This window comes from Citrobacter sp. RHBSTW-00570, assembly GCF_013739755.1.
Lineage (GTDB): Bacteria > Pseudomonadota > Gammaproteobacteria > Enterobacterales > Enterobacteriaceae > Citrobacter > Citrobacter braakii.
Genome location: NZ_CP056399.1, coordinates 2,558,372 through 2,577,897, shown reverse-complemented (window position 1 = coordinate 2,577,897; position 19,526 = coordinate 2,558,372). Strand labels below are relative to the sequence as shown.

Here is a 19,526-nt window from a genome sequence, read left to right as displayed (position 1 = left end):
CCGGTTATACGGACGCTCTTAACCGATTCATCAGGCAACTGAAGGCTCAGGCAATCTGAATGATGAGACCAGCATCGCCAGCTGTTCCGCCTCCTCTTTCAGCGCCTGCGTTCGCGCGGCAGCATCATCTATTAACGAGGCGTTTTGCTGAACGGTGCTGTCCATTTCGGTAACAGCCAGCGTAACTTCGGAAACGCCCTTGCGTTGTTCTTCACCCGCAACGCGTATTTCCCCCATTAACTGACGTACCTGACGTACATTACTGACCAGTTCTCCCAGACGTTCGCCCGCATTGTGAATTTGCTGACTTCCGCTACCTACATGAGAAACGGATTCATCGATCAATGCTTTTATTTCCTGCGCGGCGGTGGCGCTGCGCTGGGCCAGCGTACGCACCTCGGAGGCCACAACGGCAAACCCTCTCCCGGCATCACCTGCTCTGGCGGCTTCAACCGCAGCATTCAGGGCGAGAATATTGGTCTGGAACGCAATGCTGTCGATAACCGCGACAATTTCCACCATTCTGCCGGATGAGGCACTGACGTTATCCATTGTAGAGATAACACCCTGCATAACATCGCCGCAGCGGTTGGCTGTTTGCGCGGTGCTATCGGAGAGTTCATCCGCCAGTTGTGTATTACTGGCATTTTGATGAACGGTCGCATTTAACTGTTCCATTGCCGCCGAACTCTCTTCCAGCGCAGCGGCCTGTTGCGTCACGCGAGATGAAAGTTCCATATTACTGTCTGCCAGGCTGACAGCGTTATTCGCCACCACTACGCTACTGCTTCTGACAGTGATCAGGATGGCTGAGATTTTATCGACGAACAGGTTAAACGCTTCGGCGATAGCAGAAATCTCATCTTTGCCACGCACATCCAGGCGACGGGTAAGATCGCCTTCTCCCTGCGCAATGTCATCGAGAGCCTGACGGGTGTCATCGAGACGTGAAATCAGTCGGCGAACCACCAGCCAGGATCCCACCAGCAACAGGGTCATGATCGGGATCAACACTTCCAGCACGTCCTGCATCATCACTTTGGCAAGGCCGACGATACGCGATTCAGGCGTCGCAAGACCAACAACCCAACCGGTATCCGCCATCGGGAACAGCATCACCCGTGAAGCCGAATTCAGGACGTTATCATTTGCAAGCGTAAGCGTTTTCACCCCGTCCGCTGGGCGCAGAGATTTCAGACCGTTTTCCACCGGGATAAGCCATTGCGCGCTTTGCGCCAGATCGTTAATGGTTTTATATTTCGCCAGATCGGCCTGCGGGAAATAGAGGATTTGTCCCTGCTTGTCCACCACAAACGCGTAACCACCGGTGCTGTTTCCCTGCTGCTGCATGAAAGTGGCGACGTTATCCAGGCGAATATCGGTGGTGGCGACACCGGCAAACTTGCCCGCCAGTTGATAAGGTACGCTGCACGTTACCATGTTGACGCCTGAACTGGCGTCCTGGTAGACATCAGACCATAGGCAACTGTTTTGTGAATGCCCTTTAGCATGCTGATACCAGTTTTCATTGTGGTATCCGCTTGACCCTTCGACGTTATAGTCGTTGGAATACACCAGTTTACCTTCAGCATTACGCGCCCAGAAAAAGCTTCTTTTCTCCACACCTGCGGTGAAAGCGTCTGGTTCTGGCCAGATGCCGCCGCCGGTAATAATCGAATCTTTATCTTCACCAATCAGATGCGGAACGACGCTTTGGTAAAGAGATTCATCATTTGGCAGCACCTCAGCCAGTCGTGACAAGCTGACGGTCTCACCTTCAATTCGGGACAATACGGTACTCAACTGGCGGGTTAAACCTTGCCCTGTTTCTTCGATCAGGGCGGTGTTGATTTCAACGACGCGCGGTTGACCACGCCAGAGCATAATCACCACAATAACAAGGGTCGTGACTGCAAGCAGCAGAATGCCGCCGATGGTTAAACGCGTTGAAATACGAGTAGGATACCAGGCCATACAAACTCCTTCTGCAAAAGGCTAACTTTTATCCAGTATCGGCACAGGCGTTTATATCTTTATAAAGTTTTCTTAAGTATCACAAAATAAATAGGTGACATTGTCACAAATAGCAAAACCCAGCACTTTGGCTGGGTTTTAATAATGACTTAATCTTATTTGGATAATTCTTTTTTGATTTCGTCTTTTATTTTGCTTAATTCGCTCTGCGGATGTTTTTTACAAAGTTCAACGGTCAGAGGAACTGCAGTCGTCACGGTTTCGTTATAGTCTACGTAATCGCCACCCTTGAAATCTTCATCTTCATTGAGCACCCAGAAAGCCACCGGGGCCATAGTTTGCGGGTTCAAATCAATAAACTCCTGGCAATTCATGCCTTTTGGAGTCACTTCAGTTTTAGCGTTATCAGTTGCTGCATTGACGCTGACACTGGTTAACAGCGCTGCGACCAGAATACCTGCTGTAGAAAGGGAGAATTTATTCATTGTAGTACTCCATTTATAATATAAATAATATCTACACTTGCGCTTCAAACCGTTAATGTAGTTCGCAAAAAATAATACCCCTAACGTCATAAGAATAAAGATTGCCACCATTGATATGGCTGAAATTTATATTTCACATTACTGATTCTGATGTCTGGGCGTAAAACGTGGCCACAATGTGATCGTTCCGACGAAATCAGCAGATTCATACCCCTCTTCCCCTGTCGCTGCACCAAAACTGAACTACGCTGCACAAATGTTGATCATTAGTTAACGGATATGGGCTGATTTTTAACAAAAATGGTCAGCGTGCCGCTGTTACCAACATGGCACGCGTCCTGCATTGTTAATTTGCTAACAGTGAACCGTACTCTGACAAACAATTAACAGCGAGAAGGTAATGACAGCGAAACCGGAGTTATTTACCCGCATAGAGCAGACCTTTAGCCAACTGACGCCCAGCGAAAAGCGCGTGGCCGGGTGGCTGTTAGCCCATGCTGTGCAGATCCCTTTTGAAACCGCGGATGGTATTGCTAAAGCGACCGGAACCAGCGGCATTACCGTTGGACGCTATCTGCGTAAACTGGGCTTTCGCAATCTGGAAGATGCAAAAGCCAGCCTGCGGGAGCTACCCGTCGTCGCCTATCAACCCTGGGGGATGAACGAGCGGCTGGACTCCTGGCACCAGCAACAAAGCCTGCCAGATCGCGCGCAGCAGTCGCTGTTACTGGAAATCGACGCCATTACCTATGTCTATCAACTCGCGCAAGGCGAAACGTTTTTACGCATAGCGCAGCGGCTGGCGCATGCGGAAGCCGTGTATATCCTTGGGATCCAGTCCACCCGCGGGATCGCTAACGCCTTTTTCAGTCACCTGGAATACCTGCGGCCTAAAGTCAGCTACTCCGAAGGGCTTTCCGGCAGTTGGGTCGAGTCGCTGAATTCCGGATTCACCCAGCCTTACGTGGTGATCACCGATATGCGCGCCTATTCCGCTATCTCGCGACAATATTGCCGCGTTGCCACAGAACGCTGCATTCCGCTGGCGTTAATCACCGATGTGTGGTGCCCGTGGGCCAGAGACTATTCCATTGACTTACTTCAGGTGAAAACTGACACCGGACATTTCTGGGACTCACTGGCTCCGGTGAGCTGTCTGTTCAACTTATTACTCTCTGCGGTGGTGGCACAACTGGGTGACTCCCTCGCAGAACGCCTGCAAACCAATCGCCAGTTACAACAACAATTTGGTCAATTCGAACAATAAACAGGAAACGTGCTATGTCAGAAACCCCAGAACTGGTCGATCTGTCGGTGATATTCCCGTCGCTGCATATCGATCTTAAATACGCTACGGCAGACAACATTACCGGCGCCCCTATCTACCGGGAAGCTCGTTGCCTGTTGCACACCGAGGCGGTCACTGCGCTGGCGAAAAGCATCAGTATTGCGCAACTGGCGGGCCTGAAACTTGTGGTATACGACGCGTATCGCCCGCAGCAGGCGCAGGCGGTACTGTGGAATGCGTGTCCAGATCCTCAGTATGTTGTTGATGTGGCGATAGGATCCAATCACAGCCGCGGGACGGCCATTGACGTTACGCTAATGGACGATCGTGGCAATCTTCTCGATATGGGCGCGGGCTTTGATGAGATGCACGACCGTTCCCATGCCTGGCACCCTTCTGTTCCTCCGGCTGCGCAGCGCAACCGCCTGCTGCTCAATGCCATTATGTTCGGCGGCGGTTTTGTCGGTATCACCAGCGAGTGGTGGCATTTTGAATTACCTGATGCCGCCCGCTATCCGCTGCTTGACGATCAGATAGATTGTTACACTGTCACACCCATAACAACACAACATTCCCTTTAATTCTGGAGCCTGGTTATGAAGACTACACTTGCGTTAAACGCGTTTTTTCGCCCCGCTCTGATAGCCGTTGCGCTGGCGTTTGCCCTGCCCGCTGCGCAGGCCGCCGTTCCCAAAGATATGCTGGTGATCGGCAAAGCTGCCGATCCGCAGACGCTCGATCCCGCCGTGACCATCGATAACAACGACTGGACGGTCACCTATCCCTCTTATCAGCGGCTGGTTCAGTACAAAACGGATGGCGGTAAAGGCTCCACGGAAGTTGAAGGCGATTTGGCCAGCGGCTGGAAGGCCTCTGACGACCAGAAAGAGTGGACGTTTATCCTGAAAAACGATGCCAAATTCGCCGACGGAACGCCGGTGACGGCTGATGCGGTAAAGCAATCTTTTGAACGCCTGCTCAAAATCGGCCAGGGGCCTGCAGAAGCGTTCCCGAAAGATCTGAAGGTCGAGGCTATCGATAACAATACGGTGAAGTTTACCCTCAGCCAGCCATTTGCGCCGTTCCTGTATACGCTGGCCAATGACGGGGCTTCAATTATTAACCCGGCCGTCTTAAAAGAGCATGCCGCAGACGATGCCCGCGGATTCCTGGCGCAGAACACGGCAGGCTCCGGTCCCTTCATGCTCAAAAGCTGGCAAAAGGGACAGCAGTTGGTGCTGGTTCCTAACCCATATTATGCCGGTGCAAAACCGGCGTTTAAGCGGGTTTCGGTAAAAATCATCGGTGAAAGCGCCTCTCGCCGTCTGCAATTGTCGCGGGGTGATATCGACATTGCTGATGCGCTTCCGGTTGACCAGCTTGCCGCCTTAAAACAGGAAGGCAAAGTTAACGTGGCGGATTATCCCTCGTTGCGCGTGACCTATCTGTATCTGAATAACAGTAAAGCGCCGCTCAATCAGGTGGATTTACGCCGCGCCATCTCGTGGGCCACCGATTATAAAGGCATGGTAAACGGGATCCTGAGCGGCAACGGTAAGCAAATGCGGGGTCCGATCCCTGAAGGCATGTGGGGTTTTGACGACAAGGCCATGCAGTACAGTTTCGATGAAGCTAAAGCGAAAGCGGCGTGGGACAAAGTTGCCTCCAAACCTGACAGCCTGAGCTTCCTGTACTCGGATAATGACCCTAACTGGGAACCTATCGCGCTCGCGACCCAGGCAAGCCTTGGCAAACTGGGCATTAAGGTGAAGCTGGAAAAACTGGCGAACGCCACCATGCGTGACCGCGTGGGCAAAGGAGATTACGACATTGCCATTGGCAACTGGAGCCCTGATTTCGCCGATCCGTACATGTTTATGAACTACTGGTTTGAGTCAGATAAGAAAGGCTTGCCGGGTAACCGTTCGTTCTATGAAAACGGTGAGGTCGATAAGCTACTGCGTAGCGCGCTGGCCACGACCGATCAGGTTGCCAGAACCAATGACTACCAGCAGGCGCAAACTATCGTGATTGATGAAGCCGCCTACGTCTATTTATTCCAGAAAAACTATCAGTTGGCGATGAACAAAGACGTCAAAGGATTTGTATTCAACCCCATGCTGGAACAGGTCTTCAATATCTCCACCATGAGTAAATAAGCCACGTTAATGCGGAGCCGCTCTGGCTCCGCAAGGGGAAGCTAATGACGTTCTGGAGCATTTTACGCCAGCGATGCTGGGGACTTATTCTGGTGGTTATCGGTGTTTGCGTAATCACTTTTATTATTTCGCACCTGATACCTGGCGACCCCGCGCGGCTATTGGCGGGCGATCGCGCCAGTGATGAAATTGTCGAAAATATTCGCCAACAGTTGGGGCTGAACCAGCCGCTGTATATCCAGTTTTTTCGCTATGTCAGCGACATTTTTCACGGTGATTTAGGCACTTCTATTCGCACCGGACGTCCGGTGCTGGATGAGCTGCGCATCTTCTTCCCCGCCACCCTTGAGCTGGCTTTCTGCTCCTTGTTGCTGGCGCTGGTTATCGGTATTCCTTTGGGCATTTTATCTGCGGTCTGGCGCAACCGCTGGCTTGATCACCTCGTTCGTCTGATGGCGATCACCGGTATCTCCACGCCAGCATTCTGGCTGGAGCTGGGGGTTATCGTGCTGTTTTATGGTCATCTGCAAATTTTACCCGGCGGTGGACGTTTAGACGACTGGCTGGATCCGCCAACTCACGTCACCGGGTTCTATCTGATTGATGCACTGCTGGAAGGCAATGGCGAAGTCTTTTTCAATGCGCTTCAGCACCTGATCCTGCCATCGCTGACGCTGGCCTTTGTGCACCTGGGGATCGTTGCCCGTCAGATTCGCTCCGCCATGCTGGAGCAACTGAGTGAAGATTACATTCGCACCGCTCGCGCCAGCGGGTTGCCGGGCTGGTACATCGTGTTGTGTTACGCGTTGCCAAATGCGCTTATCCCCTCGATAACCGTTCTCGGCCTGGCATTGGGCGATCTGCTCTACGGTGCGGTGCTGACTGAAACGGTCTTCGCCTGGCCGGGAATGGGTGCCTGGGTGGTGACGTCGATTCAGGCGCTCGACTTCCCGGCGGTAATGGGATTTGCCGTGGTGGTCTCTTTCGCCTATGTGCTGGTTAACCTGGTGGTGGATTTACTCTACTTGTGGATCGATCCACGAATTGGACGCGGAGACGCACAATGATGCTCACACAAGAAACGCCAGCCGCGCCTCAGACAACACGCCGTCGCACAGACTGGGCTAAACTGTTCTGGATGATGAAAAGCAGCCCGCTGACGCTGGTTGGCGGGGTCATCATTGTGGTGATACTGCTGCTGATGGTGCTGTCGCCGTGGATAACCCCTCACGACCCTAATGCCATCAATTTGAGTGCGCGCCTGCTGCCCCCGTCAGCCGCTCACTGGTTTGGTACCGATGAAGTCGGCCGCGATCTGTTCAGCCGCGTTCTGGTGGGTAGCCAACAATCGGTCGTTGCGGGGCTGGTCGTGGTGGGTATCGCCGGGGGATTGGGTTCGCTGCTGGGCTGTTTGTCTGGCGTCATGGGCGGACGCGCCGATGCAATTATTATGCGAATAATGGACATTATGCTGTCCATTCCCTCGCTGGTGCTGACGATGGCGCTGGCCGCCGCGTTGGGTCCAAGCCTGTTTAACGCCATGCTGGCGATTGCTATCGTACGTATTCCGTTTTATGTGCGCCTCGCACGCGGTCAAACGTTAGTAGTGCGCCAGTTTACCTATGTGCAGGCGGCGCGGACCTACGGCGCATCACGCTGGCATCTGATTAGCTGGCACATTTTACGTAACTCTCTGCCCCCGCTAATTGTGCAAGCGTCGCTGGATATCGGCAGTGCGATCCTGATGGCCGCTACGCTCGGATTTATCGGTCTGGGCGCACAGCAGCCCAGCGCTGAATGGGGAGCGATGGTCGCAATAGGCCGTAACTATGTGCTTGATCAGTGGTGGTATTGCGCTTTCCCCGGCGCCGCCATTCTGATTACCGCCGTGGGCTTTAATCTCTTTGGTGATGGTATTCGCGATCTGCTTGACCCGAAAGCCGGAGGAAAACAGTCATGACACAACCCGTGCTGGAAATCGAAGATTTGCATTTGAGTTTTCCCGGCTATAAAGCTGACGTGCATGCGCTTAACCATGTATCGCTGCATATCAACCGCGGAGAAATCGTTGGGGTGGTTGGCGAGTCCGGTTCTGGTAAGTCCGTGACGGCCATGCTCACCATGCGTCTGCTGCCGGAAGGCAGTTATCATATCCACCAGGGACGCGTTTCGCTGCTGGGGGAAGATGTGCTCAATGCCAGCGAGAAGCAAATGCGCCAATGGCGCGGCGCACGCGTAGCGATGATCTTTCAGGAACCCATGACGGCGCTGAATCCGACCCGACGCATCGGTCAGCAAATGGTGGAGGTTATCCGCCATCATCAGGCGTTAAGCCGCACGGATGCCCGTCAGAAAGCCATCGCTTTACTCCAGGAGATGCAAATCCCGGATGCGGCGGAAGTCATGAAGCGTTTCCCGTTTGAGCTTTCCGGCGGGATGCGCCAGCGCGTAATGATAGCGCTGGCCTTTTCGTGTGAACCGGAGCTTATCATTGCCGATGAACCGACCACCGCTCTGGACGTCACGGTGCAACTGCAGGTGCTGCGTTTGCTGAAGTTAAAAGCGCGAGCTAGCGGGACAGCCGTGTTATTTATCAGCCATGATATGGCGGTGGTTTCACAGTTATGCGACCGGTTGTACGTCATGTATGCCGGAAGCGTGATTGAGAGTGGCCCAACGCAAACCGTTATTCAACGCCCGACGCATCCCTATTCCATTGGTCTGCTGAAATGCGCGCCGGAACACGGCGAGCCGCGCGCATTGCTGCCCGCCATTCCCGGCACCGTGCCGAACTTAACCTGCTTACCGACGGGATGCGCGTTTCGCGAGCGCTGCTTTGCCGCTGGCCCCCGTTGTGAAGAAACACCTGCGTTACGCAGTCAGGGAGGCGGGGATCAACAATCTGCCTGCTGGTATCCGCAACTGGAGACAACACATGTCTGATTTTTTACTGGCGCTGCAGAATGTTCATGTCAACTTCCCTGCGCGTAAAAACTGGCTTGGCAAGGTAACGGAACGGGTGCATGCCCTCAATGGTCTGGATTTAGAGATCCGTCAGGGGGAAACGCTGGGGATTGTTGGCGAGTCCGGCTGTGGAAAGAGTACGCTGGCGCAACTGCTGATGGGGATGCTGAAACCCAGTCAGGGCAACTATGCGCGCCGTGGTGACAAGCAGCATACCGGTATGCAAATGGTCTTTCAGGATCCCCTTTCATCGCTGGATCCGCGCTTACCGGTATGGCGGATTATCACCGAACCGGTGTGGATCCAAAAACGTCCTGCAGAACGTGAGCGCCGTATGCTTGCTGAAGATTTGGCGCGACAAGTGGGAATTCGTCCTGAATATCTCGACCGCCTGCCGCATGCGTTTTCCGGTGGACAGCGCCAGCGTATTGCCATCGCCCGGGCGTTGTCATCAGAGCCGGACGTGATTGTGCTTGATGAACCTACTTCGGCGCTGGATATCTCCGTGCAGGCACAAATTCTCAATCTGCTGGTGTCATTGCAGGCTCGCAGGAACCTGACCTACGTGCTGATCTCGCACAACGTGTCGGTGGTTCGCCATATGAGCGACCGCGTGGCGGTGATGTACCTCGGGCAAATTGTTGAGCTGGGCGATGCGCAGCAGGTACTCACGCAGCCCGCCCATCCCTACACGCGATTATTGCTGGATTCGGTCCCTAAAACGGGAGCACCGCTGGCGGAGGATTTGGTGTTACGGAAAACCGAACTACCGGGGAACCGAACGCTGCCCCAGGGTTGTTTTTTCCGTGACAGATGCCCACTGGCGACCAGCGGCTGTGAGAAGAAACAGGCATTGCTGAAAAGTGATAGCGGTGGTGAAGTTCGCTGCTGGCGGGCGGTTGCATGAGCTGAACGGTTGGCGTATTGCGTGAGGGTCAGGTGCAATACGCCTTTTTCAGGGAATCCACCAGCACTTCAGAAGCGGTAGATAACTTATGATGCGCCGAACGCAAAACGCCGATCCGACGCTGGATCACCGGCGTATCCAGATCGATACAGGTTGCGCCCAGCTCTGTCATTTGCGTGCGGCACAATGCGGGCACGGCGCTGCCGCCCAGTCCGCTCGCCACCAGGCGACCAACCGTCACCAGTTGATGGCTCTCCAGCGCCACCTCCAGCGTATGCCCACTTTGCACCAGCTGTTGTTCCAGCATCAGGCGCACGGCGGAAGGACGTTGCAGGGTGATAAAATCCAGCGTCAGCAATTCGCGCCACGCAATACGATCCCGGCCCGCCAGTTTGCATGTCGGCGGAACAATCGCGATAAAACGATCCACGCCGAGCGGGGTGAAATGCAGATGCCCTGAAGAGTCCGGCTCAAAGGCAATGCCCATCTCCACCCGCCCTTCACTGACCATCTCAATCACTTGTTCGTTAATCACGTCATGTACCGTTACGTTGATCCCGGAGTAGGAATCACGAAACGTTTTCAGTACCGATGGCAGGACGTTAGCGGCGAATGAGGGCATGGCGGCAATAGAGATTTTCCCGCGCTGCAGCGTAAAGCGCTGACGCATTGCCTCTTCCGTATTCTCCCAGTCCGCCAGCAGCTGTCGCCCCATGTTGAGCAGCGTTTCTCCCTCCTGCGTCAGGGTCACTTTGCGGGTGGTTCTCAACAGTAACGCCCCGCCCAGTGAATCCTCCAGTCCTTTAATCGCCAGGCTTAAAGCGGGTTGCGACATATTCAGTCTTTCACTGGCATGAGCAAAATTCAGAGTGTGAGCTACCGCTAAAAACGCGCGTAACTGTTTGATGCTCATTCCCATTTCTCATTCCTTTAACTTGTTGAATACCTTTAATTAACATTAAATTGATAAAAAAACCCAATGAGTGAGTCACAAATTTAAAATTAACAAATCATTTTTCACCCCCAATGATGTCGGCAAGGACAACAGGAGGGGCAAGTGTATGGCTGGACTGGATAAACGGGTTGCCACCTATCAAGAGGCGCTGGAAGGACTGACCGATAACATGACGCTGCTGGCGGGCGGTTTTGGCTTATGTGGGATCCCTGAGAACCTGATTGCCGAAGTACGCCGTCGGGAGGTTCAGGGGCTTACGGTTGTGTCAAACAACTGCGGCGTGGATGGTTTTGGCCTTGGCGTTCTGCTGGAAACGCGCCAGGTACGCAAAGTGGTCGCATCTTATGTAGGTGAAAACGCCCTGTTTGAGCAGCAGGTTCTCAGCGGTGAACTGGAAGCTATCCTGACGCCGCAAGGCACGCTGGCAGAGCAGTTGCGCGCGGGAGGCGCGGGGATCCCGGCATTCTTTACCGCGACCGGATACGGAACCCCGGTCGCGCAAGGGAAAGAGGTTCGCGAGTTTGCCGGACGCCCTTACATCTTAGAGCAGGCGATAACCGGTGATTTTGCGTTGGTTAAAGGCTGGAAAGCCGACTGGTACGGCAACGTTATTTATCGCCACACCGCACAAAATTTTAATCCGCTGATGGCTGCCGCTGGGCGTATTACCGTCGTGGAAGTTGAAGAAATTGTCCCTCCCGGAGAGCTGGACCCCGCCGCAATTCACACCCCCGGAATTTACGTTAACCGCATTATCCAGGGGCAGTTTGAAAAACGTATTGAACAACGCACCCTGCGCCAGAAAGGAGCCTGACCATGTTAACGCGTGAACAAATGGCGATGCGTGTCGCCCGCGAACTGCGAGACGGTTATTACGTCAACCTCGGGATTGGTATTCCTACTCTGGTGGCGAACTACATTCCTGAAGGCATGGACGTAATGCTGCAATCGGAAAACGGCTTGCTGGGCATGGGCCCGTTTCCTACGGAAGACGAAATTGATGCTGACATGATCAACGCCGGGAAACAGACCGTGACGGCGCGCAAAGGCGCGGCAATCTTCGACTCGGCGCAATCCTTCGCCATGATCCGCGGCGGTCACGTCGACCTGACGGTGCTCGGCGCGTTTGAAGTGGATGTTAACGGCAATATCGCCTCATGGATGATCCCCGGAAAAATGGTGAAAGGCATGGGCGGCGCGATGGATTTGGTTGCCGGAGCCGACAACATCATCGTGGTGATGACGCATGCCTCTAAAAGCGGCGAGTCGAAACTGCTTCCCGCCTGCACCCTGCCGCTGACCGGCGTGGCCTGTATTAAACGCGTGCTTACCGATCTGGCGCTGCTGGAGATTGCCGATGGGGCGTTCATTCTGCGCGAGCGAGCGCCGGGCATCAGCGTGGATGAGATTGTCGCCAGAACCGCCGGCAAGCTGATCGTTCCCGAAAATGTCCCCGAAATGCACTTTAGCTGAGGAGCTGACCATGCAGGATGTTGTTATTGTCGCGGCAACGCGCACCCCAATTGGCAGTTTTCATGGCGCGCTGGCGCCGCTTTCCGCGGTTGAACTAGGTTCAGTGGTGATCCGTGCGCTGCTGGAAAAAACCGCCGTGGCACCTGAGCAAATTGATGAAGTGATCTTCGGCCAGGTTCTGACGGCAGGCTGCGGCCAGAACCCTGCCAGGCAAACAGCGTTACGCGCAGGACTGCCGGTCACCACGCCCGCGTTAACCCTGAATCTGGTGTGCGGCTCGGGCATGAAGGCGGTGCATCAGGCGGTCCAGTCGATTCGCTGCGGCGATGCGCAAATTGTGATTGCCGGTGGGCAGGAGAGCATGAGCAATGCACCCTATTTCCTCGACGGCGCCCGGGCGGGACTGCGGCTCGGTCATGCCAGCATGAAAGACAGCGTGGTGCATGACGGTCTGTGGGATGCGTTTAACGACTATCACATGGGGATTACCGCGGAAAATCTGGCGGATAAGTTCGTGATCGGTCGCGAGCAGCAGGACGCCTTTGCCCTGCGCTCACAGCAAAAAGCGGCCGCCGCCATTGAAGCCGGTCGTTTTAGCGCGGAAATCACGCCAGTCAGCGTCCCACAGGGCAAAAAACCGCCGCGTGTCGTGGATCGTGACGAACAGCCTCGTCCGGATACGCAGGCTGAAAAGCTGGCGCAGCTTAAACCAGCGTTTCGCCCTGGTAACGGCACGGTGACCGCCGGGAATGCCTCTTCAATCAACGATGGCGCCGCCGCGGTGATGTTGATGAGCGCCGCCAAAGCAGCAGAACTCAATCTGCCGGTTCTTGCCAGAGTGGCGGGCTACGCTGTCTCCGGCGTCGACCCTGCGATTATGGGCATTGGGCCGGTAGAGGCATCACTTCAGTGCCTGAAGCGAGCTGGCTGGACGTTGAATGATGTCGATCTCATTGAAGCCAATGAAGCCTTTGCCGCGCAAGCGCTGGCGGTTGGCGAATCCCTGAACTGGGACAGCGATCGGGTGAACGTAAACGGCGGCGCGATTGCGCTGGGCCATCCCATTGGCGCGTCAGGTTGCCGAATTCTGGTGACTTTGCTGCACGAAATGGCCCGCCGTAACGCAGCCAAAGGGCTGGCTACGCTGTGCGTAGGCGGCGGTCAGGGGGTGGCGCTGGCGGTTGAGCGCCCGCAGGAGGTATCTCATGAAAAGTAAGCATATCTGCGTACTGGGCGCGGGTTTAATGGGTGTCGGTATTGCCACCCACTTCGTCCGTTATGGTCACGATGTCTGGCTGTACGACACCGATAGCAACCGTATTGCAGACATTGGCGCAGTTGCCAGCGGTATTCTGGATGAACTGATTGCCACCGAACAGTTTCCTAAAAACGACAAAGAACAGGCTGTGAGTCGTCTGCATGGCACTACCTCACTGCAAGATATCGCCGCGTGCGGGTTACTGATCGAAGCCATCCCGGAGCGACTCGAACTCAAGCACGCGTTGTATGCACAACTGGAAGCACTGATCGCGCCTGAGGCCGTCATTGCCAGTAACACCAGCGGCCTGCCGCCGGATGCGCTGGCAGAGAAGCTCGCCCATCCTGAGCGGTTGTTAATCGCCCATTTCTGGCACCCGCCGCATTTTATTCCACTGGTTGAGATTGTACCCGGCACGGCCACGAAGCCGGAATATCTGCAGGAACTGCAACATCTGCTGCTTTCGATGCAGCTGGAAGCCGTTGTGCTCGACCGCGCCGCGCCGGGGTTTGTCGGTAATCGCCTGCAGTTCGCTCTGCTGCGTGAAGCGTTGCATATCGTAAAAAGCGGGATCGCCAGCGCAGAGGTGGTGGATCAGGTAATGCGCGCCTCGCTTGGTCGTCGCTATGCGATGGTCGGTCCGCTGGAGGCGGCGGATATGACCGGACTTTCTACGGTACAGGACATTTGTCGGCATCTGCTACCGGAGCTGGCGACCGGGAGCGACATGATGTCTCTGGTCGCTGACAAGGTTGCTAACGGTGATACCGGTTTGCGCAGCGGTCAGGGATTTTATCGCTGGGATGATTCGCGCAAGGAATATATCCAGCAACGCAGAGAGCATCAGCTGCGCTTTGCCCTGAAACCGTAACTTCTCTTTCTGTACCCCACTATAACAATGATATTGAGGAGTCATGATGAGTGTATTAATCGCCCTGGCAGCGTTGGGCCTGCTGATGCTGGCAGCCTATCGCGGATATAGCGTCATCCTGTTTGCCCCCATCGCGGCATTAGGTGCTGTATTGCTCACCGAACCCAGCGCCGTCGGCCCTGCCTTCACCGGCCTGTTTATGGAAAAAATGGTCGGTTTTGTGAAGCTTTACTTCCCGGTGTTCTTACTGGGCGCTGTGTTTGGCAAGTTAATCGAGTTATCGGGTTTTTCTCGCTCCATCGTTGCCGCCGCCATCAACATTCTCGGGCGTCGTCACGCCATCCCTGTGATTGTGCTGGTGTGTGCACTGTTGACCTACGGCGGCGTATCGCTGTTCGTGGTGGCATTTGCGGTGTATCCATTTGCAGCGGAGCTGTTCCGTCAGAGTAATATTCCGAAGCGCCTGATCCCGGCCACCGTTGCGCTGGGCGCGTTTTCCTTCACCATGGACGCTCTGCCAGGCACGCCGCAGATCCAGAACATTATTCCGACCAGCTTCTTTGGAACTAACGCCTGGGCCGCGCCCTGGCTGGGTTTGATCGGCTCTCTGTTTATCATCGTTGTCGGTCTGGTTTATCTCGAGCGCCAGCGTCGTAAAGCGCAGGCAAAGAATGAAGGGTACGGCACTGAACTGTTAAACGAGCCGGAAACGCCGGATAACATTAACCTGCCGAACCCGATAATTGCTATCTCTCCGCTGATCCTGGTTGGCGTTTTTAACCTACTATTTACCCACTGGATCCCGCAATGGTATGGCGCTACGCATCAATTGGAACTTCCGGGCCTTGTCAAACCGATTACCACCGAAGTCGGTAAAATCACCGCTATCTGGGCGGTAGAAGCGGCGCTGATTTCTGGGATCCTGCTGGTGGTGCTCTTCGGCTATCGCAACATTAAAGGTCGCCTGGCGGAAGGGAGCCGAACGGCGGTTGGCGGCGCGATCCTCGCGGCCATGAACACCGCATCAGAATACGGTTTTGGCGCAGTGATCGCCGCCCTGCCAGGTTTCCTTGTGCTGTCAAAAGCGCTGGCGGCCATTCCCGACCCGCTGCTCAATGAGGCTATCAGTATCACTACGCTTGCCGGGATCACCGGTTCAGCGTCTGGCGGGATGAGTATTGCCCTCGCCGCCATGTCTGACACTTTTATTGCCGCCGCCCATGCCGCCAATATTCCCCTCGAGGTCTTCCACCGCGTGGCGTCAATGGCCAGTGGTGGTATGGATACCCTGCCACATAACGGTGCGGTCATTACCCTGCTGGCCATAACCGGTCTTAGCCATCGTCAGGCGTACGGCGGGATATTCGCCATTACCGTAATTAAAAGTCTGGCCGTGCTGTTTGTTATCGGCGTCTTCTACACCACCGGAATTGTTTAAGGAGAATCATCATGAACTTAACGGGAAAAACCGCTCTGGTTACCGGCTCTACCAGCGGTATTGGATTAGGCATCGCACAGGTGCTGGCGCAAGCGGGCGCTACCCTGATCCTTAACGGATTTGGTGATGTGGAAGCCGCCAAAGATGCCATTGCACAATATGGCAAAACGCCAGGCTATCATGGCGCGGACCTGAGCGATGAAGCGCAAATTGCCGACATGATGCGCTATGCCGATAGCGAATTTGGCGGGGTGGATATTCTGGTCAACAATGCCGGGATCCAGCATGTTTCACCGGTGGAGACCTTCCCGGTTGATAAATGGAACGCGATTATCGCCATTAACCTCTCTTCTGTCTTTCACACCACGCGCCTGGCGCTTCCCGGCATGCGAACGCGTAACTGGGGACGCATCATCAATATCGCTTCTGTTCATGGTCTGGTGGCCTCAAAAGAGAAATCCGCCTATGTGGCGGCGAAGCACGGCGTGGTGGGATTAACCAAAACCATTGCGCTGGAGACCGCGCAGACGGGTATTACCTGCAATGCGCTGTGCCCCGGTTGGGTACTTACGCCGTTGGTCCAGCAGCAAATCGATAAACGTATTGCCGAAGGCGCTGAGCCTGACGCCGCGCGTGACGCCCTGCTGGCGGAAAAACAGCCGTCGCGCGAATTCGTCACGCCGCAACAGTTGGGTGAGCTTGCGCTATTTTTGTGCTCAGACGGGGCGTCGCAGGTGCGTGGTGTGGCGTGGAATATGGATGGCGGCTGGGTGGCGCAATAAAGATATCTGGTGCCGGATAAGACCCCGTCGCATCCGGCACACCTTCTTTACGATGTTAACTGATAATCCAGCGTAATTTCCGCGTTCAGTACCTGTGATACCGGGCAGCCGGCTTTTGCTTTCTGGATGATGCCGTCAAACGTGGCGGCATCTATCCCCGGGACGCTCACCTGACTGTGTAGCGCGACTTTGGTGATAGCAAATCCGGCATCCACTTTATCCAGAGAAACATCGGCAGTGGTATCAATTGCATCTGGGGTAAAACCCGCTTCGCCCAGCATGAGCGAAAGCGCCATTGAGAAGCAGGCTGCATGCGCCGCGCCAATCAACTCTTCAGGATTGGTGCCTTTCGCCCCTTCAAATCGGGTATTAAACCCATACGGTTGCTGATTCAACACCCCACTTTCGGTCGACACGGTACCTTTACCGCGCTTAATGTCGCCTTCCCAGTGTGCCTGACCTTTCTTATGGATAGTCATTACCGCTCTCCTGTGTTGTCGTTGGAGTTACAAGTATAGGACGGCTGAGAAAAAGCATGGCACATACGGGATAGTTCTCATTTGCCGCTTAAGCATTGACCTTTCAGTTGAAATGACCGACCATCCAGAAAGCCGCTATTTTCAACATCGGCTTTCTATCAGGTTGTATTTCGTCCGTTCTCATACGGACTCGCCCTTGAAACCAGTAACAGGATTAAGGAGTTAGAATGAAATCGAACCGTCAGGCCCGTCATATTCTCGGACTGGACCACAAAATCTCAAATCAACGCAAAGTCGTGACCGAAGGTGACAAAACCAACGTGGTCAATAATCCTACCGGAAGAAAGCGCCGCGCTGACGGCAAATAGCCTTTCGCACGTCTGACTGAATAACGAGATAAACACCATTGCAACCGCAATGGTGTTTTTGCTTATAAAACCCCTTAACCCATTCACAATGCTTTATACTTCGGCCGTTTCCCTGGCGGACAGGCCACATACGATCATAAAGAGTGCCAGGGACGGTTATTCAAAAAAGAGTGAGTGACATGGAAAACGAAACTAAAAAACTGCGTTCCCTTTACATCCCCTACGCTGGCCCGGTTCTGCTGGAATTCCCTTTACTGAATAAAGGGAGTGCTTTCAGTGCGGAAGAACGCCGTAACTTCAACCTGCTGGGGTTACTGCCGGAAGTGGTCGAGACGATTGAAGAACAGGCTGAACGCGCCTGGATCCAATATCAGGGATTTAAAACCGAAATCGATAAACATATTTACCTGCGCAACATCCAGGACACCAACGAAACCCTGTTTTACCGGCTGGTGCATAATCACCTTGATGAGATGATGCCAGTTATCTATACCCCAACGGTCGGCGCGGCCTGTGAGCGTTTCTCCGAGATTTATCGTCGCGCGCGCGGCGTGTTTATCTCTTATCAGAACCGCCACAATATGGACGATATCCTGCAAAACGTCCCTAACCACAATATCAAGGTCATCGTTGTCACCGATGGGGAACGTATTTTGGGTCTTGGCGATCAGGGGATCGGCGGGATGGGTATTCCAATCGGTAAACTGTCGCTGTATACCGCGTGTGGTGGGATCAGCCCGGCCTACACCCTGCCGGTGGTACTGGACGTCGGAACCAACAACCAGCAACTGCTCAACGATCCGCTGTATATGGGCTGGCGTAATCCGCGTATCACCGATGATGAATACTACGAATTTGTCGATGAATTCATCCAGGCTGTGAAGCATCGCTGGCCGGACGTGCTGTTGCAGTTTGAAGATTTCGCACAGAAAAACGCCATGCCGCTGTTGACCCGCTATCGCGATGAAATTTGCTCGTTTAACGACGATATTCAGGGTACCGCTGCGGTGACCGTTGGCACGCTGATTGCGGCCAGCCGTGCGGCCGGTAGCCAGTTAAGCGAACAGAACATTGTCTTCCTCGGGGCAGGTTCCGCCGGTTGCGGAATTGCCGAGCAGATCATCGCGCAAATCCAGCGTGAAGGTTTAAGCGAAGAAGCGGCGCGTCAACGCGTGTTTATGGTCGATCGCTTCGGCCTGTTAACCGATAAGATGCCGAACCTGCTCTCTTTCCAGACCAAACTGGTGCAAAAACGCGAAAATCTGCAGCACTGGGATACGCAAGAAGATGTGCTGTCGTTACTCGATGTGGTACGCAACGTTAAGCCGGACATCCTGATTGGTGTTTCCGGACAGACCGGCCTGTTTACCGAAGAGATCATTCGCGAAATGCATAAGCATTGCCCGCGTCCGATCGTCATGCCGCTGTCTAACCCGACTTCCCGCGTAGAAGCCACGCCACAGGATATTATCGCCTGGACCGAGGGTAACGCGCTGGTTGCGACCGGTAGCCCGTTCGCACCGGTACTGTGGAAAGAGAAAATCTATCCCATTGCCCAATGTAACAATGCCTATATCTTCCCGGGAATTGGTCTGGGGGTAATTGCTTCTGGCGCATCGCGTATCACCGATGAAATGCTGATGTCAGCCAGTGAAACGCTGGCGCAGTATTCACCGCTGGTGCTTAACGGCGAAGGACTGGTGTTACCTGAGCTGAAAGATATTCAGACCGTTTCCCGCGCCATCGCGTTTGCCGTCGGTAAAATGGCCCAGCAGCAAGGCGTGGCGGTGAAAACCTCCGCCGAAGCGCTGCAACAGGCGATTGACGATAACTTCTGGCAGGCAGAATACCGCGACTACCGTCGTACCTCTATCTGACGGTTTGCCCGGCGGCACTCTGCTGCCGGGCGCTCAGAACTTGCGCGACTGCGTGACTTACGATTACACTTTCGCTACCGATTAACATTCTGAATAACAAAAGGAGGATACTTATGCTGTACTGTGAACGTTTTATCGTTTCACATGCTTTTGGCGATCGCCAGTGCTCAAGCGTTATCGGTATCGTGCTGCGATAACTTCTGCTTGAGCGAAGCTAACTTCTAAATCCCCTTCTCTCGGGCTTACCG

The 19,526-nt window shown here is 54.4% G+C and carries 19 protein-coding genes; 15 read left to right on the top strand and 4 right to left on the bottom strand.

The features are described 5' to 3' along the window. Nucleotides 1–30: 30 nt before the first annotated feature. On the bottom strand, nt 31–1,974 hold the full coding sequence (locus HV237_RS12230) for a methyl-accepting chemotaxis protein (protein WP_065554448.1): 1,944 nt from the start codon (nt 1,972–1,974) through the stop codon (nt 31–33). 155 nt (nt 1,975–2,129) lie between these two features. Beyond that, nucleotides 2,130–2,459, bottom strand: coding sequence for an acid-activated periplasmic chaperone HdeB (hdeB, locus tag HV237_RS12225; protein ID WP_003019999.1), 330 nt, complete (start codon nt 2,457–2,459; stop codon nt 2,130–2,132). Between the two features lie 400 nt (nt 2,460–2,859). On the opposite strand from hdeB, the gene HV237_RS12220 reads away from it, so the two are divergent. Genes HV237_RS12220 through HV237_RS12190 form a run of 7 tightly spaced genes read left to right on the top strand, consistent with a single transcriptional unit; the run spans nt 2,860 to nt 9,777 of the window. After that, on the top strand, nt 2,860–3,726 hold the full coding sequence (locus HV237_RS12220; protein ID WP_016156533.1) for a MurR/RpiR family transcriptional regulator: 867 nt from the start codon (nt 2,860–2,862) through the stop codon (nt 3,724–3,726). Between the two features lie 14 nt (nt 3,727–3,740). Continuing rightward, on the top strand, nt 3,741–4,328 hold the full coding sequence (gene ddpX, locus HV237_RS12215) for a D-alanyl-D-alanine dipeptidase (RefSeq protein ID WP_016156534.1): 588 nt from the start codon (nt 3,741–3,743) through the stop codon (nt 4,326–4,328). A gap of 15 nt (nt 4,329–4,343) precedes the next feature. Further along, nucleotides 4,344–5,906, top strand: a complete 1,563-nt coding sequence (locus HV237_RS12210; RefSeq protein WP_047359103.1) for an ABC transporter substrate-binding protein — start codon at nt 4,344–4,346, stop codon at nt 5,904–5,906. 44 nt (nt 5,907–5,950) lie between these two features. Next, nucleotides 5,951–6,973, top strand: coding sequence for an ABC transporter permease (locus HV237_RS12205; protein ID WP_181541553.1), 1,023 nt, complete (start codon nt 5,951–5,953; stop codon nt 6,971–6,973). After that, nucleotides 6,970–7,866 (top strand): D,D-dipeptide ABC transporter permease, encoded by an 897-nt coding sequence (gene ddpC, locus HV237_RS12200; RefSeq protein ID WP_047359105.1) that lies wholly within the window; start codon nt 6,970–6,972, stop codon nt 7,864–7,866. The genes HV237_RS12205 and ddpC overlap by 4 nt, the downstream gene beginning before the upstream one ends. Further along, nucleotides 7,863–8,849: an ABC transporter ATP-binding protein gene (locus HV237_RS12195; protein ID WP_016156537.1), complete on the top strand. Its 987-nt coding sequence runs from the start codon at nt 7,863–7,865 to the stop codon at nt 8,847–8,849. Before ddpC ends, HV237_RS12195 begins: the two co-directional genes overlap by 4 nt. Next, nucleotides 8,842–9,777 carry an ABC transporter ATP-binding protein gene (locus HV237_RS12190; RefSeq protein ID WP_047359106.1) on the top strand — a complete coding sequence of 312 codons (936 nt, stop codon included), beginning with the start codon at nt 8,842–8,844 and terminating at the stop codon, nt 9,775–9,777. The genes HV237_RS12195 and HV237_RS12190 overlap by 8 nt, the downstream gene beginning before the upstream one ends. Before the next feature lie 28 nt (nt 9,778–9,805). On the opposite strand, the gene HV237_RS12185 is transcribed toward HV237_RS12190, so the two are convergent. Next, on the bottom strand, nt 9,806–10,696 hold the full coding sequence (locus HV237_RS12185; RefSeq protein ID WP_047359107.1) for a LysR family transcriptional regulator: 891 nt from the start codon (nt 10,694–10,696) through the stop codon (nt 9,806–9,808). A gap of 142 nt (nt 10,697–10,838) precedes the next feature. Here HV237_RS12185 and HV237_RS12180 point away from each other — a divergent pair, with 142 nt between their 5' ends. From HV237_RS12180 to HV237_RS12155, 6 genes are read left to right on the top strand one after another with little or no spacing between them, the layout of a single operon-like run. Then, on the top strand, nt 10,839–11,546 hold the full coding sequence (locus HV237_RS12180) for a CoA transferase subunit A (RefSeq protein WP_016153096.1): 708 nt from the start codon (nt 10,839–10,841) through the stop codon (nt 11,544–11,546). Between the two features lie 2 nt (nt 11,547–11,548). After that, nucleotides 11,549–12,205 (top strand): CoA transferase subunit B, encoded by a 657-nt coding sequence (locus HV237_RS12175; protein WP_016153097.1) that lies wholly within the window; start codon nt 11,549–11,551, stop codon nt 12,203–12,205. A 10-nt stretch (nt 12,206–12,215) separates the two neighbouring features. Beyond that, complete coding sequence (locus HV237_RS12170; RefSeq protein WP_047359108.1) at nt 12,216–13,421, top strand: acetyl-CoA C-acetyltransferase; 1,206 nt, start codon at nt 12,216–12,218, stop codon at nt 13,419–13,421. After that, on the top strand, nt 13,411–14,334 hold the full coding sequence (locus HV237_RS12165; RefSeq protein ID WP_047359109.1) for a 3-hydroxyacyl-CoA dehydrogenase family protein: 924 nt from the start codon (nt 13,411–13,413) through the stop codon (nt 14,332–14,334). Before HV237_RS12170 ends, HV237_RS12165 begins: the two co-directional genes overlap by 11 nt. Before the next feature lie 43 nt (nt 14,335–14,377). Continuing rightward, nucleotides 14,378–15,772, top strand: a complete 1,395-nt coding sequence (locus HV237_RS12160) for a GntP family permease (protein ID WP_200012206.1) — start codon at nt 14,378–14,380, stop codon at nt 15,770–15,772. An 11-nt stretch (nt 15,773–15,783) separates the two neighbouring features. Beyond that, on the top strand, nt 15,784–16,554 hold the full coding sequence (locus HV237_RS12155; RefSeq protein WP_047359111.1) for a 3-hydroxybutyrate dehydrogenase: 771 nt from the start codon (nt 15,784–15,786) through the stop codon (nt 16,552–16,554). Nucleotides 16,555–16,601: 47 nt separating this feature from the next. On the opposite strand, the gene HV237_RS12150 is transcribed toward HV237_RS12155, so the two are convergent. Further along, the gene (locus HV237_RS12150) at nt 16,602–17,033 is read right to left on the bottom strand and encodes an OsmC family protein (protein ID WP_047359112.1); all 432 of its coding nucleotides are present in this window, start codon (nt 17,031–17,033) and stop codon (nt 16,602–16,604) included. A gap of 227 nt (nt 17,034–17,260) precedes the next feature. Between HV237_RS12150 and sra the strand changes: the two genes are divergently transcribed. Further along, the gene (gene sra / locus HV237_RS12145; RefSeq protein ID WP_006684530.1) at nt 17,261–17,401 is read left to right on the top strand and encodes a stationary-phase-induced ribosome-associated protein; all 141 of its coding nucleotides are present in this window, start codon (nt 17,261–17,263) and stop codon (nt 17,399–17,401) included. Nucleotides 17,402–17,580: 179 nt separating this feature from the next. Continuing rightward, complete coding sequence (gene maeA, locus HV237_RS12140; RefSeq protein WP_016153104.1) at nt 17,581–19,278, top strand: malate dehydrogenase; 1,698 nt, start codon at nt 17,581–17,583, stop codon at nt 19,276–19,278. The last annotated feature ends 248 nt before the right edge of the window (nt 19,279–19,526 follow it).

What these genes read in the sequence shown, in the direction of transcription:
- HV237_RS12205 (WP_181541553.1), top strand. Translation starts at nt 5,951, where the DNA reads ATGACGTTCTGGAGCATTTTACGCCAGCGATGCTGGGGACTTATTCTG.
- HV237_RS12185 (WP_047359107.1), bottom strand. Translation starts at nt 10,696, where the DNA reads ATGGGAATGAGCATCAAACAGTTACGCGCGTTTTTAGCGGTAGCTCAC.
- ddpC (WP_047359105.1), top strand. Translation starts at nt 6,970, where the DNA reads ATGATGCTCACACAAGAAACGCCAGCCGCGCCTCAGACAACACGCCGT.
- HV237_RS12175 (WP_016153097.1), top strand. Translation starts at nt 11,549, where the DNA reads ATGTTAACGCGTGAACAAATGGCGATGCGTGTCGCCCGCGAACTGCGA.
- HV237_RS12210 (WP_047359103.1), top strand. Translation starts at nt 4,344, where the DNA reads ATGAAGACTACACTTGCGTTAAACGCGTTTTTTCGCCCCGCTCTGATA.
- HV237_RS12160 (WP_200012206.1), top strand. Translation starts at nt 14,378, where the DNA reads ATGATGAGTGTATTAATCGCCCTGGCAGCGTTGGGCCTGCTGATGCTG.
- HV237_RS12150 (WP_047359112.1), bottom strand. Translation starts at nt 17,033, where the DNA reads ATGACTATCCATAAGAAAGGTCAGGCACACTGGGAAGGCGACATTAAG.
- HV237_RS12195 (WP_016156537.1), top strand. Translation starts at nt 7,863, where the DNA reads ATGACACAACCCGTGCTGGAAATCGAAGATTTGCATTTGAGTTTTCCC.
- ddpX (WP_016156534.1), top strand. Translation starts at nt 3,741, where the DNA reads ATGTCAGAAACCCCAGAACTGGTCGATCTGTCGGTGATATTCCCGTCG.
- HV237_RS12220 (WP_016156533.1), top strand. Translation starts at nt 2,860, where the DNA reads ATGACAGCGAAACCGGAGTTATTTACCCGCATAGAGCAGACCTTTAGC.
- hdeB (WP_003019999.1), bottom strand. Translation starts at nt 2,459, where the DNA reads ATGAATAAATTCTCCCTTTCTACAGCAGGTATTCTGGTCGCAGCGCTG.
- maeA (WP_016153104.1), top strand. Translation starts at nt 17,581, where the DNA reads ATGGAAAACGAAACTAAAAAACTGCGTTCCCTTTACATCCCCTACGCT.
- HV237_RS12180 (WP_016153096.1), top strand. Translation starts at nt 10,839, where the DNA reads ATGGCTGGACTGGATAAACGGGTTGCCACCTATCAAGAGGCGCTGGAA.
- HV237_RS12155 (WP_047359111.1), top strand. Translation starts at nt 15,784, where the DNA reads ATGAACTTAACGGGAAAAACCGCTCTGGTTACCGGCTCTACCAGCGGT.
- sra (WP_006684530.1), top strand. Translation starts at nt 17,261, where the DNA reads ATGAAATCGAACCGTCAGGCCCGTCATATTCTCGGACTGGACCACAAA.
- HV237_RS12230 (WP_065554448.1), bottom strand. Translation starts at nt 1,974, where the DNA reads ATGGCCTGGTATCCTACTCGTATTTCAACGCGTTTAACCATCGGCGGC.
- HV237_RS12190 (WP_047359106.1), top strand. Translation starts at nt 8,842, where the DNA reads ATGTCTGATTTTTTACTGGCGCTGCAGAATGTTCATGTCAACTTCCCT.
- HV237_RS12170 (WP_047359108.1), top strand. Translation starts at nt 12,216, where the DNA reads ATGCAGGATGTTGTTATTGTCGCGGCAACGCGCACCCCAATTGGCAGT.
- HV237_RS12165 (WP_047359109.1), top strand. Translation starts at nt 13,411, where the DNA reads ATGAAAAGTAAGCATATCTGCGTACTGGGCGCGGGTTTAATGGGTGTC.